20 protein-coding genes are annotated in these 16,439 nt (G+C 45.7%); 8 read left to right on the forward strand and 12 right to left on the reverse strand.

Annotated features, from left to right (window positions below):
• Positions 1–61: 61 nt before the first annotated feature.
• The 4 genes from fucP to ABHN01_RS05680 all read right to left on the reverse strand — a co-directional run bounded on the left by fucP (position 62) and on the right by ABHN01_RS05680 (position 4,207).
• Entirely contained in the window at positions 62–1,402 is a 1,341-nt protein-coding gene (gene fucP / locus ABHN01_RS05665; RefSeq protein ID WP_429874748.1) for an L-fucose:H+ symporter permease, read from the reverse strand.
• Positions 1,403–1,496: 94 nt separating this feature from the next.
• On the reverse strand, positions 1,497–2,546 hold the full coding sequence (locus tag ABHN01_RS05670) for a LacI family DNA-binding transcriptional regulator (protein ID WP_429874749.1): 1,050 nt from the start codon (positions 2,544–2,546) through the stop codon (positions 1,497–1,499).
• A gap of 698 nt (positions 2,547–3,244) precedes the next feature.
• Positions 3,245–3,709 carry a phage tail protein gene (locus ABHN01_RS05675; protein ID WP_429874750.1) on the reverse strand — a complete coding sequence of 155 codons (465 nt, stop codon included), beginning with the start codon at positions 3,707–3,709 and terminating at the stop codon, positions 3,245–3,247.
• 18 nt (positions 3,710–3,727) lie between these two features.
• Positions 3,728–4,207, reverse strand: a complete 480-nt coding sequence (locus ABHN01_RS05680; RefSeq protein WP_429874751.1) for a GyrI-like domain-containing protein — start codon at positions 4,205–4,207, stop codon at positions 3,728–3,730.
• A 106-nt stretch (positions 4,208–4,313) separates the two neighbouring features.
• On the opposite strand from ABHN01_RS05680, the gene ABHN01_RS05685 reads away from it, so the two are divergent.
• Complete coding sequence (locus tag ABHN01_RS05685; RefSeq protein WP_429874752.1) at positions 4,314–5,276, forward strand: helix-turn-helix transcriptional regulator; 963 nt, start codon at positions 4,314–4,316, stop codon at positions 5,274–5,276.
• A gap of 118 nt (positions 5,277–5,394) precedes the next feature.
• On the forward strand, positions 5,395–5,571 hold the full coding sequence (locus ABHN01_RS05690; protein ID WP_429874753.1) for a VOC family protein: 177 nt from the start codon (positions 5,395–5,397) through the stop codon (positions 5,569–5,571).
• A 134-nt stretch (positions 5,572–5,705) separates the two neighbouring features.
• On the opposite strand, the gene ABHN01_RS05695 is transcribed toward ABHN01_RS05690, so the two are convergent.
• On the reverse strand, positions 5,706–6,689 hold the full coding sequence (locus ABHN01_RS05695) for a tRNA dihydrouridine synthase (protein ID WP_429874754.1): 984 nt from the start codon (positions 6,687–6,689) through the stop codon (positions 5,706–5,708).
• A gap of 558 nt (positions 6,690–7,247) precedes the next feature.
• On the opposite strand from ABHN01_RS05695, the gene ABHN01_RS05700 reads away from it, so the two are divergent.
• A complete protein-coding gene (locus ABHN01_RS05700; RefSeq protein ID WP_429874755.1) occupies positions 7,248–7,637 on the forward strand; it encodes a hypothetical protein in 390 nt (129 codons plus the stop codon).
• 20 nt (positions 7,638–7,657) lie between these two features.
• The gene (locus ABHN01_RS05705; protein WP_429874756.1) at positions 7,658–8,230 is read left to right on the forward strand and encodes a VanZ family protein; all 573 of its coding nucleotides are present in this window, start codon (positions 7,658–7,660) and stop codon (positions 8,228–8,230) included.
• 475 nt (positions 8,231–8,705) lie between these two features.
• Here ABHN01_RS05705 and ABHN01_RS05710 read toward each other — a convergent pair whose 3' ends face one another.
• From ABHN01_RS05710 to ABHN01_RS05735, 6 genes are all read right to left on the reverse strand, one after another.
• Positions 8,706–9,374: a Type 1 glutamine amidotransferase-like domain-containing protein gene (locus ABHN01_RS05710; RefSeq protein WP_429874757.1), complete on the reverse strand. Its 669-nt coding sequence runs from the start codon at positions 9,372–9,374 to the stop codon at positions 8,706–8,708.
• 409 nt (positions 9,375–9,783) lie between these two features.
• Positions 9,784–11,163 (reverse strand): 23S rRNA (uracil(1939)-C(5))-methyltransferase RlmD, encoded by a 1,380-nt coding sequence (rlmD, locus tag ABHN01_RS05715; protein WP_429874758.1) that lies wholly within the window; start codon positions 11,161–11,163, stop codon positions 9,784–9,786.
• A 337-nt stretch (positions 11,164–11,500) separates the two neighbouring features.
• On the reverse strand, positions 11,501–12,421 hold the full coding sequence (locus ABHN01_RS05720) for a diacylglycerol kinase (RefSeq protein WP_429874759.1): 921 nt from the start codon (positions 12,419–12,421) through the stop codon (positions 11,501–11,503).
• A 142-nt stretch (positions 12,422–12,563) separates the two neighbouring features.
• Positions 12,564–12,878, reverse strand: a complete 315-nt coding sequence (locus ABHN01_RS05725) for a DMT family transporter (RefSeq protein ID WP_429874760.1) — start codon at positions 12,876–12,878, stop codon at positions 12,564–12,566.
• Positions 12,878–13,219 carry a DMT family transporter gene (locus ABHN01_RS05730; protein ID WP_290401032.1) on the reverse strand — a complete coding sequence of 114 codons (342 nt, stop codon included), beginning with the start codon at positions 13,217–13,219 and terminating at the stop codon, positions 12,878–12,880. Before ABHN01_RS05730 ends, ABHN01_RS05725 begins: the two co-directional genes overlap by 1 nt.
• Before the next feature lie 14 nt (positions 13,220–13,233).
• Entirely contained in the window at positions 13,234–13,809 is a 576-nt protein-coding gene (locus ABHN01_RS05735; protein ID WP_429874761.1) for a TetR/AcrR family transcriptional regulator, read from the reverse strand.
• Between the two features lie 127 nt (positions 13,810–13,936).
• On the opposite strand from ABHN01_RS05735, the gene ABHN01_RS05740 reads away from it, so the two are divergent.
• From ABHN01_RS05740 to ABHN01_RS05755, 4 genes are all read left to right on the forward strand, one after another.
• Entirely contained in the window at positions 13,937–14,059 is a 123-nt protein-coding gene (locus ABHN01_RS05740; RefSeq protein ID WP_429874819.1) for a hypothetical protein, read from the forward strand.
• On the forward strand, positions 14,040–14,429 hold the full coding sequence (locus tag ABHN01_RS05745) for an N-acetyltransferase family protein (RefSeq protein WP_429874815.1): 390 nt from the start codon (positions 14,040–14,042) through the stop codon (positions 14,427–14,429). Before ABHN01_RS05740 ends, ABHN01_RS05745 begins: the two co-directional genes overlap by 20 nt.
• 92 nt (positions 14,430–14,521) lie before the next feature.
• The gene (locus tag ABHN01_RS05750) at positions 14,522–14,890 is read left to right on the forward strand and encodes an HXXEE domain-containing protein (protein WP_429874816.1); all 369 of its coding nucleotides are present in this window, start codon (positions 14,522–14,524) and stop codon (positions 14,888–14,890) included.
• 49 nt (positions 14,891–14,939) lie between these two features.
• The gene (locus ABHN01_RS05755; protein ID WP_429874762.1) at positions 14,940–15,275 is read left to right on the forward strand and encodes a DUF1516 family protein; all 336 of its coding nucleotides are present in this window, start codon (positions 14,940–14,942) and stop codon (positions 15,273–15,275) included.
• A gap of 142 nt (positions 15,276–15,417) precedes the next feature.
• Here ABHN01_RS05755 and ABHN01_RS05760 read toward each other — a convergent pair whose 3' ends face one another.
• Complete coding sequence (locus tag ABHN01_RS05760) at positions 15,418–16,374, reverse strand: patatin-like phospholipase family protein (protein WP_429874763.1); 957 nt, start codon at positions 16,372–16,374, stop codon at positions 15,418–15,420.
• Positions 16,375–16,439 lie beyond the last annotated feature (65 nt).

Consider the following 16,439-nt stretch of genomic DNA (forward strand, 5'->3'; position numbering starts at 1 on the left):
CTTTCCTGCTGAGTCACCCATCTGGGCAGCCAGCACAGGCTGCCTGACAGGTCACTACTTTTTACTGAGCCAATCCGATCTTTCCGTCTCTCTTTTTCACAGCAGATTTTTTCATCTCTCCGAAGAAATAAATGCCGACGTAAACGAAACACGCCATCGATACGAGGAACGCCGTCTGCATGGAGCCGAATACGTCAGACGCATAGCCCTGCAGAGCCGGAATGACCGCACCGCCGACGATGGACATGACGAGGATCGCTCCAGCCGTTTCCGTGTACTTCTTTTCTACGACCTCAAGTGTTTCCGCATAAATGGTTGGCCAGCACGGACCAAACAGCATGCTTACCGCGATGGCTCCATAAACCGCCGTCATATTCGGAACGAGGACCACATACGCCAGGAGCGCGGAACCGATGATGGAATAGCTGAACAGAATTTTCGATGGCGAGAAGCGTGCCATCAGGAAGTTCGCGATGAACTTTCCGACGAAAAAGGCGATAAAGCTGTAGACCATAAAGTTGGACGCCGTTCGTTCATTGAAATCCGGGTTCAAGTCGAGCGCCAAACGGATCGTAAACGACCAGACCGTTACCTGCATTCCGACATATAAAAATTGAGCAGCAATTCCATTTTTGAATCGTTTGTTGCCTGCCAGGTATTTTAGGGTCTCGCCAATGCCGGGTGATTTCTCAGTCCCCTTCGCACTCTTAACCAGCGGCTTACAGACAGGGAATTTCGTTACGGCGAACAGGATGAACATGGCAATCAATACGAAGATGATATATTTATAAGGTTGAAGGGTATGCTGCAGCATCTTCAGCCCAAACGCATGCGCTTCAGCCGCAGACATCTTCGCCATCTGGGATTCAAGGCTTGCCCCCTCCTGGAACACCAGGTACTTCCCGAGTAAAATTCCTGCGATGGAGCCAAGCGGGTAAAACGTTTGAGAAATGTTCAAGCGAAGAATTCCGTATTTTTGCGGCCCGATCATCGAACTGTACGTATTCGCCGCTGTTTCCAAAAAGCTTAGCCCGATCGCAATCGCAAAGATCGCAAACAGGAACATCGTGTACGTCCCCATGTTTGATGCCGGATAAAACATCGAGCAGCCTACGATATAAAACAGAAGACCGGTCATGATCGCAAACTTGTAGCTCATCTTCTTAATGACCATCGATGCCGGAATGGCTACGAGAAAGTAGCCTCCGTAAAACGCACTCTGTACGAAAGCGCTTGCAAAGTCACTGAGTTCAAACACATGTTTAAATTGCGCAATGAGGATATCGTTCAGGCTTGCCGCCACCGCCCATAACGGGAACAGCAGGGAGACGAGGATAAACTGGAAAATCGGCGTGCGGTTCAAATAGCCATCAAGCAGCTGAATCAATGCATGGTTCTTCATATGTAACATCCCCTCTTCTTCCATCAATTTTTAGTAAAGCGCTTACATCCATGCGGTAAAGAGAAGGCACAGAGTGACCTCCTCTTGTGCCCGTTTACTTTTTAAGAGATTGTCCGGTAGGCGAGTTGTGTGGAAAACGCAGCCGGCAGGAATCCCGGATGATGAGTTCCGGTGACAGGTTGTATTCCCGCTTCGGCATCTCCCCTTTAAAATGAATCCGTTCAAACAGGAGCTGAAATGCGATCTCCCCTAACGCATTCATCGGACGGGAAACGACACTGAGCTTCGGATTCACGAATGTGGCGATATCGACATCGTCAAAACCGAAGAACGAAATTTCCTCGCCAAGCTTCCAATCGAGATCACCGATCGCTTTTACACACCCGGTGGTCATCAGGTTATTGGACGAGAAAATGGCAGTCGGCCGGTGGTTTAAGGAGAAAAACTCGTGAGCTGCCTGATACCCGCTCCGCTCTCCAAAATCCCCCTGGAAAACGTAACGCTCGTCCAGCTTCAGGTTGTAATCCTCGAGCGCCTTTTTGTAGCCGATGAACCGGTCGCGTCCCGGTGATGTGTTCTGAGGACCGCAAATGATCGCGATCTTCTTATGCCCCTGAAGGATCATATGCTGCACCGCTTGATACGACCCCTTCACGTTATCGACCAGCACCGTATCCACGTCATAGCTTTGAATGCTGCGGTCGACCGCCACCATCGGTATGCCCTGTTCATGAAGCTGCTTCAGATGGTCGCCGTTCTCGTTGGCCGTGGTGAGGATGACACCATCCACGCCCCGCTCGATGAAGTTCTTCAGGATCTCTTCCTCCACGACCGGCGACTCGTTCGTACTGCTCAGGATCGCAAAGTACCCTTTCTCCCTGGCCTTCTGCTCGATTCCGGCCATCACGAGCGGAAAGAACGGGTTGCTGATGTCAGGGACAATGACCCCGATCGTCTTCGTATCCTTGCTCTTCATCGTCCGGGCAGCCGCGTTGCGGATATAACCGAGCTCCTCTATGGCATTAAGGATCTTCTCCTCCGTCACCTTGCGCACGCCGCCCTGGTTATTGATTACCCGAGAAACCGTCGCAATTGACACATTGGCCAGCCTGGCCACATCCTGAATATTCGCTTTCCCTTCCATTGGACAAAACTCCTAAAATGTAAACGTTTAGATTTTTACAGAAAAGAATAGAATTTGTATGTATGATTCTTAGTTGTCCAGTTTGAACAATAATGTAAACGTTTAGATTTTTGTTCTTGGGTATAATTTAGCATGAGGGAAGATAGATTGCAAGAGGATTTTAAAACGCTTACAAATAATAAAAAGGATAATCTCAATTAATATGGCTCATCCTAAGATTTTTCTTTACTCTGTTTTCATGGCTCTAAATAGTATCTCATTGGCGTATTATTTGTATATGGCAACACTGGCGAGATGCTGGTGAGTTTATTCATCTTCTCCAGTGAGTTAAATGGTAAATGGTTTTAATTCCTTAGCAGGACAAATCTCAAAAAATCAAAATTGTAAAGTGTATTTTCCAGTTTAAAGTTCTTATATTTTTTCTGCTTAATTTCAAGTAGATTGAAAATGGGCTGCTTTCTTATCAATGGTTTTCACTTTGTTCCGGCGAATGCTATGGTTTATTGGTGAACGGGTTATCAGGATTTATTTTATCGCTTTATTCTTTATATAAATCAATGACAAGTTTACTGCCTCTTTGGATATATCATTAACCTGAAGCTCCAAATTGAAATACCCAGTTCAAAAAAATAAACAGAAACCATTTTCGGTTTCTGCCTAATTTAAGGGATAAGCCATGCCAGTGTACTGCGCTTACTTTAATATTCTCCTTTAATGACAAAGAACGAGCCCCGAATGGTTCCAGCTAGTTTTGACTTCTGTCTGGCAAACTTAAACTTGCCTTCTAACTCCTTTGGTACCGCCATCCCTTCAGAAAGCTTAAAACCAACGGCCCGCTTCTTAGGGTCATCAACTGTATACATGACGTTGACCGCAAGACCATCCTCATAAAAGACGTAGGCAAATTGGATGTTTTCCACTTGAAACCTCGACGTTTCCAAAGGTTTGGCCGCAAACTCAATATCACGTTCTTCTTTTAGAATCCGGTTCACATAATCAATGGTCTCCTGGCTTTCGCTGGCTGGTACAACTTTAAATTCGTGTTTGTATTTGTTCATAAAGTAACGGGCTTCATTCGCACGTAAACCAGCAAGTGCTTCTGCTGCAGGTGAAGATTCCAAACCTGCTTCCGACACATTTTTAAAATCAACGGTATAGCTCATAGCCTTTCCTCCCTACGATTATTTTCGGATAACAGGAATCCACATTTCACCATAAATCAAGCCGTTACGCTTCCCCATCTCAACCGATGCATTGGGTCCGCCAACATAGGCAACATTCTCTGCTTCTGGCAGGACTTGCCCAAAGGCGACTGCCGCAAGCTTGTTATTCAGATCATCAGCCGATTCCCCTTCCCCTTTGACCACTACGTATTCCCCTTTAGGAAATTGGATCACTCTGGCTTCTTCTGGAGCCGGTTCCTCTGTCATGACGCCGGCATAATGCATCATCTTGTTGTTCACCGCTTCATTCACCGCAAAAATGTAGTCATTTGACGCCATGGATTTTAACGTATCCAGCCTTCCATCTTGGCCGACTGCCTGCCAAAAGTCTGCCTTTTCCTTGTGAATGCCCGCATAGTCTGTGTAATCGCTCTTTAGCTCCGTTCCAAGACCGATCACGGTAAAGCCTTCTTTTTCTTCCAGGGTATAATTGGCCATGTTCAATACCTCTCTTCTCCATTTTTTTAATGATTTGTATTGATTGCTTGATAGGTATATCATAGCCTTAAATTATGTCAAAAAATGATACTGTTTAGGAGCCCCGATGAAAAAAGTTGAGCGGATCAATGTCATTATGCGGTACATCAACAATCGTGCCCAATTTACCATTTCTGAAATTATGCGGGAGTTTAATATCTCCCGTTCGACCGCCATTCGAGACATAAGAGAAATTGAGGCCATGGGAATGCCCCTTGTCGCTGAAGTTGGAAGGGACGGGGGTTATTTTGTCATGCACAACTCTGTCCTGCCCGATGTCCGCTTTACCAATCATGAGGTCAAAGCGCTTTTTATTGCCTTTATGGCCACCAGAAACCAGCAACTCCCTTATCTGAAGAGCCGTCAGTCTTTAGCTGAAAAATTATTGGGTCTGATATCCGAAAACCAGCAGGATGACCTCGTTCTTTTAAATCAGATCTTGCTTTTTGAAGGAACCAATCCGCACAATCCTGATTTGCTTGATCTCTCTGACCTTCCCCATCCCATGTTAGAAACACTGATCCAAACCCTGCTTGTGGACCGCTATTTATCACTTACCATCAGAAAAGAGAAGAGCATCACATCGTATCCGATCTATCTCCTGCACCTGTTTCGTGAAAAAAGTGCCTGGCTGATCGAAGGCTTTGACTTACAGGAAGAAAAAAAGAAAATCATCCCTGTCGACCATCTCACTGAGGTTAAATCCTACCCAGTGAAGAAAAGAGTCAGCAAGAAAAAGATCCTGGAAAAACTGAGCAAGCAGGAAGAAGCCATCAACCTCGTCCTCGAGCTCGGCCCAAAAGCCATCGCCCAGTTCAAAAAATACCATCCTTTAAAAGTTTCGATTTCCTATACGAATCCTTATCAGACCACAGCTCTATTAAAAACGTTTATCTATGTTCATAAGCAAGAAGAACTGAACGAAGTCACCAATTGGCTGCTGTTTCTGGGGGAAGATATCAAGATTAGGGAAATGCCAGAAGAGGTTTTGGAAGGTATTGAAGAGCGGTTAGGTATATACGGGCCATGAGCAGTGCTTTGTTTATGGGGCCCATACCTGTTTGGTTAATAAAGAGGAAAACGATTAAGCCATCGAGAAGTTCCTTTAGAGACATACCGGATTAAACTTCGGAACATGGGAGGTAGACATGAAGATTCGTAGAATTGATCATGTGGGTATCATTGTAGAGGACCTTGCTGCTGCAAAAGCGTTTTTTCTTGAACTTGGGCTTAACGTGCTGGGGGAAGCACACACAAATAACCCTGGGTTTGGCCACTATTTCACTTTGGAATCGCCTGTTTATTCCTACGTGGCGCCTTTCTAAATAAGGAATAATTTTCTTGAAGCATGAATGGCTATTACTATCCGCTCCCTTCTCTCAAAAAAACTAACGGAACCTGTGTCACCTGATCCCGTTAGCAATACTTCATTTAAGACACCATTTTTCTCGGAACACTTCTACAGTTCCCCCATACCATCAAGATTCTTTGAAACAAAGTTATCGAGCAACACACGCACTTCATCTGTTGATTTTGTGCTCATCAATTGATTTCTTAATTCACTTGCCCCTCGAAAGCCTTTGACATACATCTTAAAAAAGCGATGAAGGGCCGTGAACGGACGCAGCTCCAATTCGGAGTATTGATCATAGAGATCCAGATGCAATCGTAAGAGATCAAGCAATTCCTTACTGCTATGTTCTTTCGGCTCCTTTTCAAAGGCGAATGGATTATGGAAAATACCACGCCCAATCATCACCCCATCCACCCCATATTGATCAACGAGCTTCAAGCCCGTTTGACGGTCAGGAATATCCCCATTGATCGTCAAAAGTGTATCGGGTGCCACCTCGTCACGGAGTTTCTTGATCTCCGGGATCAGCTCCCAATGCGCATCTACTTTGCTCATTTCCTCCCGTGTACGCAGATGGATGGATAGATTGACAATGTCTTGTTTTAAGATGTGTGTGAGCCAATCCTGCCATTCGTCTACATCCGTGAAACCAAGCCTTGTCTTTACACTTACGGGCAATCCTCCTGCTTTTGCGGCTTGTATTAAATCTGCCGCTACTTCCGGACGAAGGATAAGGCCGCTTCCCTTCCCATTCTGTGTCACATTCGGTACAGGACAGCCCATATTGATATCGATCCCCCGAAAGCCCAGTTCCGCCATGCCAATACTCATCTGCCGAAAATTTTCAGGCTTGTCTCCCCATATATGGGCTACCATTGGCTGTTCATCCTCTGTAAACGTCAAACGCCCCTTCACACTCTGAATCCCCTCTGGGTGGCAATAACTCTCACTGTTTGTGAACTCTGTAAAAAACACATCAGGCCTTGCTGCTTCACTTACCACATGACGGAACACAACATCCGTCACTTCTTCCATTGGTGCTAGTATAAAAAATGGCCGTGGTAACTCACGCCAAAAATTATCTTTCATAATTCAAATCCAAATCCTCTCATCATGGGATACCTGGACAAACCCTTATCCCAAAATTAAAAAGCAAGATATCCCTGCTTCATTTATACTTATACCATGCTTAAACACTTATTATCAAACGGATTGAAAATAGTTTAGCTCCACAATCTCTGTACAATCAAAATAATCTCCTGCTAAAGATCCACCCCTATCAACCATTATTCCACTTTTCGAGTTAAATAAGAAAAGACTGAAAAGAAAATCGAACACTGGATTTACCGAAATTCAAAAGAATTTTTTAGCGAGATCAGGATCGGACTGGTAAATGGTTCGTCACGACTTCTCCATGTCCAGACTGTATGTGGCAACAAATGAGTTGTTGGTGAGTTTATACACTTGTTTTAATAAGCCTTTATCAAACTTATTTGTTTCTTTCAAGAAGAAAGGCATTCTATTACAGCTTGTTTTAATTTATCGAATTTTGTAAAAATATGAATTATATTGACAATATTTTGAATTTAATGTTATTATATGGTAGTCATTTGCGCGAATAACTATTAACTTAAAAGGGGAATACCTATGAAATACAAGTTTAAAAGAATCGCAGGAATCTTAGTCTTCACCTCTGTTATGTTAATGCCAGTCAGTGCATTAGCTGCCTCTAAAAGCTTTACATTTGATATGACACATCAATTATCAATAGGTACATACACTTCTACAAAAGGTACCGTTACTGGTACAATTAATATGAGTAGCTGGGGTGGAGATGATTACTTTACAATTCACATTTATAAAAAGGGACTTCTCTCATCTACACTTGTTGATAAATTGCAATACGAGAAATCCAGTTCTGGATCACTTTATACAGATTCAAGCAGTGCCGTTACAACTGGAGAATCATATGGTTATGAAATTTGGAAAAACCAAAATGGTCTAAGGATTAAAGGTTCTGGATCTTTAAGTTACTAAAATAAGTTTGGGGTTATCGTATGTTAAATGGTGTTTTTCCTAGTATTGTTATAATCATTTGTTTTGCGCTGATTTTTGGTAGTAAGTTTTTAAAGCGGTCAATTACTGGCTTACAGTTTTTTTATTGGGTGATAGTTGGTCTCTATGTTGCCGGATCAGTATCTGTTACTTTATTTCCCTTTCCATACCAAAAGTTTTTAATAGATACTATGATTGAAGATAAATTAGGACTGCCAAATAACTATATTCCTTTTAAAGGAATAAAAGAAGCCATCCAAACCGGTTACTCTCCTGTGATAATAAAACAAATAGGTGGTAACATCTTATTATTTATTCCACTTGGATTTGCATTGCCTATACTATTTTCAAATATAAAGAAGAAAAAGGTTATGATTGTCAGTTTTCTGGTGAGCTTAACGATTGAAACAACCCAGCTTATTGCTGGTAAATTAATAGGGTATAATTATCGAGCATTTGACATTGATGACCTCATGATGAACACTCTGGGCGCATTTATAGGCTTAATAATTTTTAAATTGTTATTTACATTTCTAAAGAAGAACAATTTACTAATCAATCAAAAATCAGCTTAGTCGCATCTTAAATAAGGACAAACCTCTATTTCTGAGGTTTGTCCTTTTTATCGATCCAACATTTAAAAATCCGACCATAGTGTAGGTGGTAATGATAACACTTTTGCACGAAACATGGTTTAACAAGGGAGTATACTCTAAAACCTTTTTTTCTAAACCCGAGCCCTCCACTTTCGCCTTACAGCCTGTTTGAATTCTTCTTTTGAATTGAGAATGGTTGGTATGGTAGTGGCTCTTTTTTTCTCCTGATCCCACTTCAATCAACGAAAGTCATGCCTCATGCATATAAGGCTCTAAAAGGACATACAAAAAGTAACCTCCTCAGTGACGAAAATCTGTTTAAAGGTTACTTTTCATTTTGTTTGTTCAGTAGCCTTCCTTCTACTAATAGGGAGAGATAAATCAAATTCAGTATGGTGTATTTCATCATAAGAATCTCGCCTGCGATTTTGATATGTTTAGCGGCGGAGTAATATCAGGGCGAAAACAGTTTCCAATGTCCTTCGGAGACAACTTCGACTGCTCCGTCGATCACTTTGATGGCGGTTTGATCGTCAATCGCATACGCCGGCCCCTGCATCCCGGCGGCCCATCTCTCTGCGGCAGCCATAGTGTTTTCCGGCAGCATCTCGTGATCCAGATGCGGAAATATTGCAAAATCGACCAGCTTCAGCGTTTCATCGCCACCGTTGGGTGGAGTCCAACCAACGAAGAATTCACCGATGTTAGGTGCCATCACCATGCTCCCAGCACTCATTCCCACATAGACTGAACGCAGCGACGGCAAGAGGTCTGCCAGTCCGGACTGCCGCATCCAGTGGCACAGGTAGAGGGCGTCGCCTCCCGCCACCAGCAGGACGTCCGTCTCCCGTACCAGTGGCACCCAGCGGTCTTCACTTATACTTGGCAGCGCTGTGAGCTCCAGTACGCCGACGGATTTCCAGCCCAGGTCTACCATAGGATTATCTTCATTCCCGCTGATGAACTCCCAAGCTTTGACGCCGGGGCCAACCCAGGGGTGTCCGTACATCGCGGTGGGGATGCATAGGGCGTTGGAGTCGGCGATCGGCTTGTCCAGCATGTCAACCAACGCGTCATGTATGCTTTTGTTATTGATGCCAGCAGATGTAAGCAGAAGTTTCATAACTCCACTCCTTGTCGTTGTGTGGTATTGACAGATTACACTTACCATGTGTTATTTTACTTAATATTCAGAAAATTGTACAGCTTTTAAGTATAACAAATTTCCGATGGATTCAACTGATTCTTCAAGTAGATTTTCAATATTATTTACTAATTCATTAAGTTCAATTTCTTCATCATTCTTTGACTCTACCGAAATATAACCCTTCCCATTCGTGGGTTCTTTTAACAATTTCTAAATTCAATTTCTTTAATAAACTATCATAAGTTCCAAAGTTACAGTCATCAAGTGACAAGTTCTAAGTAAGAGTTAGACCCCTAAAGAAAAATCCCCCAGACTTTTTAGTCCGAGGGAATATAAAACACAATTAAATATTCAACTAAAACCTGCTAAGCCCACTAATACCAAGCTATTTTAGCTCTATCAACGCGACCGCTTCCACATGCGTCGTCTGCGGAAACATATCCACCGGCTGCACTTCTACTGTCTTAAATCCACCATCTTCAAGTATCCTCAAATCCCTCGCCAGCGTTGACGGATTACAGCTCACATACACCACACGCTTGGGCTTCATTTCAATAATCGTTTGAAGCAGGGCTTCGTCACACCCTTTTCTTGGCGGATCGACGACAATGACATCCGGTGTGATGCCTTGCTCCTTCCATCGAGGAATCACCACTTCCGATTCCCCTACGGCAAACTCCGCATTGTCCATTCCGTTCAGTTCCGCATTACGTCTTGCATCTTCAATGGCTTCCGGTACAATCTCTACTCCATATACTTTCTTCGCCTTTTGCGCCAGGAAAAGGGAGATCGTTCCGATGCCGCAATAGGCGTCGATGACGGTTTCGTCCCCTGTTAACTCCGCATACTTGAGGGCCTGGTCGTACAGCACCTTCGTTTGCTGCGGGTTGATCTGGTAGAAGGAGCGGGCGGAGATGGCGAACTTGATGTCGCCGATGTAATCGTAAATGTATTCTGAGCCCCAGATGACTTTCGTTTCGTCACCGAAGATCACGTTTGTTCGTCGTGTGTTCACGTTTTGCACGACCGATTTGACCTGTGGAATGGTCTGGACGATGTCATCCACAATCTTTTTGCGGTTCGGCAGGTCTTTGCCGTTCGTCACCAGGACGATCATCAGCTCGTTCGTTGTTTTGCCGAAGCGGGCGATGACGTGGCGGATGATGCCTTTATGGCGCTTCTCTTCATACGGAGAGATGCCGTACTTGTTCAGGATGTCCTTGACCGCCTGGATCGCTTCGTCGGCGGTGTCGCCGGTGATGATGCACGTGTCCATCTCCACGATCTCATGGCTTCCCCTTCTGAAAAAGCCGGTGATCAGCTGGCCTTCGCGTTCGCCGACCGGCACCTGGGCTTTGTTCCGGTAGCGCCATGGCTCGTCCCCCATGCCGAGTGTCGGCAGGACAGGTACGTTGTCGAGCTTGCCGATCCGCTGAAGTACATCTTCAACCTGCTTGCGTTTGAATTCCAGCTGTCCTTCATAAGACAGATGCTGAAGCTGGCAGCCGCCGCAGCCTCTTTTATAGACCGGGCATGGCGGGTCGACCCGATGCCCGCTAGCTTCGGTTAGTTCCATCAAACGGCCGAAGCCGTAGCCTTTTTTTATGCCGACGACCTTCACCTGGGCTTTCTCGCCCGGCAGGCCGTTCGGGACAAACAGCGGGAATCCATCGACCTTTGCCACTCCGGCTCCGTCATGGGTCAGATCCGTGAATTCCACCTCTATGATTTCATTTTTTGAAACCGGCACATTTGCCTTCGTCATTGTACATCGATCCTTTATGTTCAGTTCTTTCCTGATTGTAGCATAACTCTCTTGTTAAACGATCGTTTCATTAAACATCCGTTTAACTCCTATCCTGAGTATACCCTTAGAATTCAAGCGGTAACGGGCGAAAGGATAGATAAGCTCTCTTATGTTAACATACTGCTCACCGGGGCCCCCATCGATGTGTCACAGTATTTGCTTACTTTTGCACACTGGGAGCTCCCCCATGCGATGAACCACTCCTTTTCTGGCCAAAAACAAAGCCCCTTCTATGTGTGGAGTCTCGAGGACTCATACATAAAGGGACTTTTTATAAAGAAAAGATGGGGCTCTCTTATTGAGCCTCATCCTCTGTTGGTTTTACGCGCTCTTTTGGCACGAGCATCTGGAAGTGGTGGCGAAGGTTCACGAATTCGCCCGGCAGGAGTCCGCCGAATTCACCGTCCAGGTTGAGCTGCATTTTATCGGTCGGCCGTACTTTCACGCGGTTCGCTTTCGTGTAGATGACATGGTCGTCATTGATATGCTCGCCTCGAAGAGCCAATGTCGCGATGCGGACAAATTCAGCCAGGTTCGTTTTCTTCAATATAATCAGGTCAAACATGCCGTCGTTGAACTCGGACGTCGGCGCCAGTTTTTCAAAACCGCCGATGGAGTTCGTGTTCGCCACGAGGAACAGCATGATCTCGCCTTGAAAGAGCTTGCCGTCATACTCGATCTCCGCGTACGTCGGACGGATGGACGGAAGCATCTCGATGCCTTTCAGGAAATAGGCGAGCTGACCGATCATCGTCTTGAGCTTGCTTGGGACTTCATACGTCAGCTCGGTAATACGGCCGCCGCCGGCAATGTTGATGAAGTATTTGTCGTTGACTTTTCCGATATCGACGGGTATTTCTGCACCCTGGCACAGGACGTCACACGCACCTTCAATTGTTCTTGGCACGCCAAGGGCACGGGCAAAATCGTTCGTTGTTCCGGCCGGAATAATGCCGAGCTTCGGACGTTCTTCAAGATCGGCAAGGCCGTTGACAACCTCATAGATCGTTCCGTCACCGCCTGCAGCGATGACAAGGTCAAACCCGCGTTGGCCTGCGAGCTTGGCCGCTTTTGTGGCTGACCCTTCCTCCGGTGTTGTTGCATGGGCAGACGTTTCATAGCCTGCAATTTCTAAACGCTCCAGAATATAAGGAAGCTGCTTCTTGATCGCTTCTCTGCCTGAAGTTGGATTGTATATTAATCGTGCACGTTTCATAGTTTTCACCTGATTTTTCTAATGGTTTGTTATTAAACATTGTACGCTGTAACCAGAAAAAACAGCCCATGTTTGGACTGTTTTAATACCCATTTTTATTATAGTGATTTCGCCTAAAAAAAGCAAAACTGTGAAAAATTTTTCATGAAATAAATTTAAGTCCAATTGCCGCGCTCAGCACCATCGCCATGAACAAAATGCGTTTCCAGTCGCGCGATTCACCGTATACGAGCATTCCGACAAGCACACCGCCCACCGTTCCGATTCCCGTCCATACCGCATAGGCGGTTCCCATGGACAGGCTTTCCATGGCAAGGGATAAAAGCGAAAAGCTGCAGGCGAACCCGAGCGCCAGAAACAAGAACGAAGCAATGCTTTTCTTCTGGTTCACTTTATTCAGGCCGATGACCCCTAACACCTCAAACGCACCGGCGAGCACAACATAAAGCCAGCCCATTACGCTTCACTTCCTTTCCCCGCCGGTTCCCCCGTAACGGCTTTTAATCCGATGACCCCGGCGAGCAGCAGCGCGATCAGGGAAATCTTCGCCCAGCTGAACGGTTCGTCGAAGAACAGCATTTCCGCAAGCACGGTTCCCGCTGTTCCGATTCCGGTAAAGACGGCATACACCGTACCGACCGGCAGTTTATCCAAACATGGCAGCAATAGGAAGAAGCTGATGATGATCACAAGTCCGGTCCCTGTCCACGCCAGGGCAGAATCCGCATGCTTCAGTCCGCTGACCCACAGCACTTCCAAAATGCCTCCCATGATCACTAATGTCCAATATCGATTCATTTTACGTTCACCTCTTAGCTGAATAAGGCCCGTTCATACATATACCATGATGCTTCAAGCCGCTCTTCCGTTCTTCTCTCTCCGCCATACAGCAGCTCAACGAACACACCGTCCAGCAGCGCGATGTACGCTTTGGCCGCATGCTCGATGTTCAACGAATGAAGCTGTGGCTCTTGTTCCTTTGCTTCTTTAAATTCCTGAAGCAGAAGAGTCTCCATTTTATCCAATAGATTGTATACATCCTTCATCACTTGATCGTGCAGATGCTCCGGGGGAAAGTACGACGTCCGCAGCCAGAACTTCGCCCGCTCATCCTCATCGTAGTTTTCCTTTTGCGATCGTAAAAATCCATACAGCTTCTCTTTGAATGAGGAGCTGCGGTTTTTGAAATAAGCCGTTGCCTGCTCCCATTCCCGTGCGATCGCCTCCTCCGTCACCGCCAAAAACAATTCATCCTTGTTTTTAAAATGGGCGTAGATCGACGGCGTTTTAATTCCAACATCAGATGCAATCCCTGATAGAGAAGCCCCGCTGTAGCCGTGGTTCGCAAAATGGGCAAGTGCCGCTGCTTTAATTTTATCTGCTGTCATTTTTCATCACCTAACTAATGTTCGTTAGGCAAATATCTCACACTCTTCCTCACTTGTCAAAGGAAGAAGGGTTTTAAGTGGGAAAACTCGAAGTAGAAGGATGGAAATCGTTGAAGGAGAGAATACAATGACTATCGCTAATCTTACGTTTCGTCTGTCCAACCGTTTTGACTTCCCGCAGCTGGTCGAATTGGAGAACCTCGTATGGAACACGGATACCGCTCCGGCGGATCTACTGGCATTCCGCTGAGGAATATGCCAAGCACTGTCCGGAAGGCAGCCAGCTTTTGGCCGTTTCCGGCGACCGGATCTGCGGCTATTTTTCCTACCGCATCCCTACCCCGCTCGACAGCAACAAGCATGTGGCCGAGCTGGCATTGGCGGTGCATCCTGATTTTCAGGGCCAGGGCGTCTCGAACGAATTAATGAAGGCCGGTGAGGACTGGATGAAGCGCCTCGGCAAAAAGAAGCTGTCTCTAAGGGTGATGGCCACGAACCCGAAGGCCGTCCGTTTTTATGAAAAGTACGGCTTTATCAAACAGGGGCTGCTCGTGAACGAATTTTATATCGATGGCAGCTATGTGGACGACATCATGATGTATAAAATGCTCGATGACTAGGGCAGAACTGGATCCACAGAAGCAGGCGAAGACCGGACTCCCGCTTTCAAGAAAGCTGGTTTGGCTCTTTCCCGCTGTGTTTATCGTGCATGATGCTGAAGAGATCTTTACAGTATAGGCGTCCTCGATGCCCACCGGGAAGTGCCTCCGTTCAACCGGCTGCCGATCGGCCAGCTGACGACAGGTACATTTGCTATAAGCTACTCCTGATCCTCCTGGTGATCGTGCTTGTCTTCCTTTATATCTCAAGGAATCCCGTGAGAGAACAGCCGCTTTTCCCGCTGCTTGCTTCCACACTCTTTATGAACGGTGTCACGCACGTGCTGCAGGCCTTGTACTTTAGAGGCTATACGCCGGGAGTGGTCACTTGCGAGGTGCCTGGCACCACATTTGAACATTTTTCGGATATTGGCGGCTTTCCCTTGTTTAAACAAATGGGAACCGATACTATAAATAGGTGAATGGTTTCATATGCACTTATACGGTTGACCGGTAAAAGGAGGAAAATGAATGTTTGACATGTTCTACGAAATGCATAGAGGCTCTTGGGCGATCTTGATCGTATTGTTCCTGATCACCTACTTTACGAAGAGCCAAAAGATTTCTCTCATGCTTCAGCGCCTGTTCTACCTCATCATGATCGTCTCTGGTGTAGGCATGCTCGTGACACTGAACTTCCCGCTTCAGTATGTCTTAAAAGGTGTGCTTGCGATCGTATTGATCGGTGTGATGGAAATGCTCGTTGCCCGCAAACGAAAAGGCAGCCCGATGCCGATGATGTGGATTGTCTTGATCATCCTTCTCGCCATCATTTTAATGATGGGATACGGCGTCATTTCATTCTAATTAGGAATAAGCCGTTCTCTTTTATTGTATAAAAACAGCTAAAAGCAGTGGATTTCGCAGGTGAAATCACACTGCTTTTAGCTGTTTTTTGCAGGGGAAAAACCGCTTGATAGCAGCTGAAGAAGGAATCGATATAATTTGATCAGTTCCAGTTCCTCTCTATAAATTGAACGGCAGGCTGTAAATTGGTTTTGTTCGCAATTTCAATGACAGCGGGAACCACTGCAGGGTCCGTTTTGGAGAGGTTAGGGATCCGTGGATCTAACCGAAAAAAACGATTTCCCAGAAGATTGGAACTGACCATGGATTCATAGTAACCATTTCCGCCGGCGACAATCTGAAGAAATGGCAGTAAGGGTTCATTGGGCGATCGATCCAAAATGACTCCCCAATTTGGAGGAAGGTCCTTCAGATTTTCGGGGCGTATGTTATCTGCACTCACCATTCCCCACCCGTGCGTATCTCTTTTTAACTGCGTCGGGGTTTCACCTGTTCCAATGGATAATACCGCAATTTGATCCAATGGCACTTTGGCTTTACCCACTGCAAACGAGATACTGGCTGTACTCGGGTTCGTTGCTACTACATACCCATCCACGTAGTTTTGATAGGCTCGTTGCGTCGCGGGAGCACCGCTGCTCCGCAGTATCACATCACTCGCTTTCTCATTTAAATAAGGGGAGCCAGGAAAGTTGTGGAACAACACAGGAGTCCAACGATTCAGCTCCGGTGAATATAATTGAAATGAAGGGACAACTATTCGTTTTTTTAAGTTTTTGAGACGAAGATCTGATGGAAAAAAGGTTCGTACCGCATTAATGAAACCAGAATAGGGCAATTGCTGGTTAAAAACAGGTCCACCTGGGCGGGAAACACTGAATGCCGGCAGGATTTTTTCCATAAAATACCGGAACGTCTCCTTCGGCGATCTTCCACTTGCCAACGCAAGGGCAGTGAATGAACCGATTGAATTGCCGGCGAAAACGTGGGTGTTTCTAATTAATTTTGGGTTCTTCTGAACCAGTCTGTTCAAAAGCTGTAAGCTTAAAGCACCTAGGGTACCGCCTCCATCAAAGGTCATGATCCGATATTTTGTCAAAGGTGAATTCTCCTTTCTCATCTGATCACAAGTATCCATTCAGTATATGTTTATACGATTGAATT

The organism is Fictibacillus sp. NRS-1165 (genome assembly GCF_050468105.1).
Taxonomy (GTDB): Bacteria; Bacillota; Bacilli; order Bacillales; family Fictibacillaceae; genus Fictibacillus_C; species Fictibacillus_C terrinigri.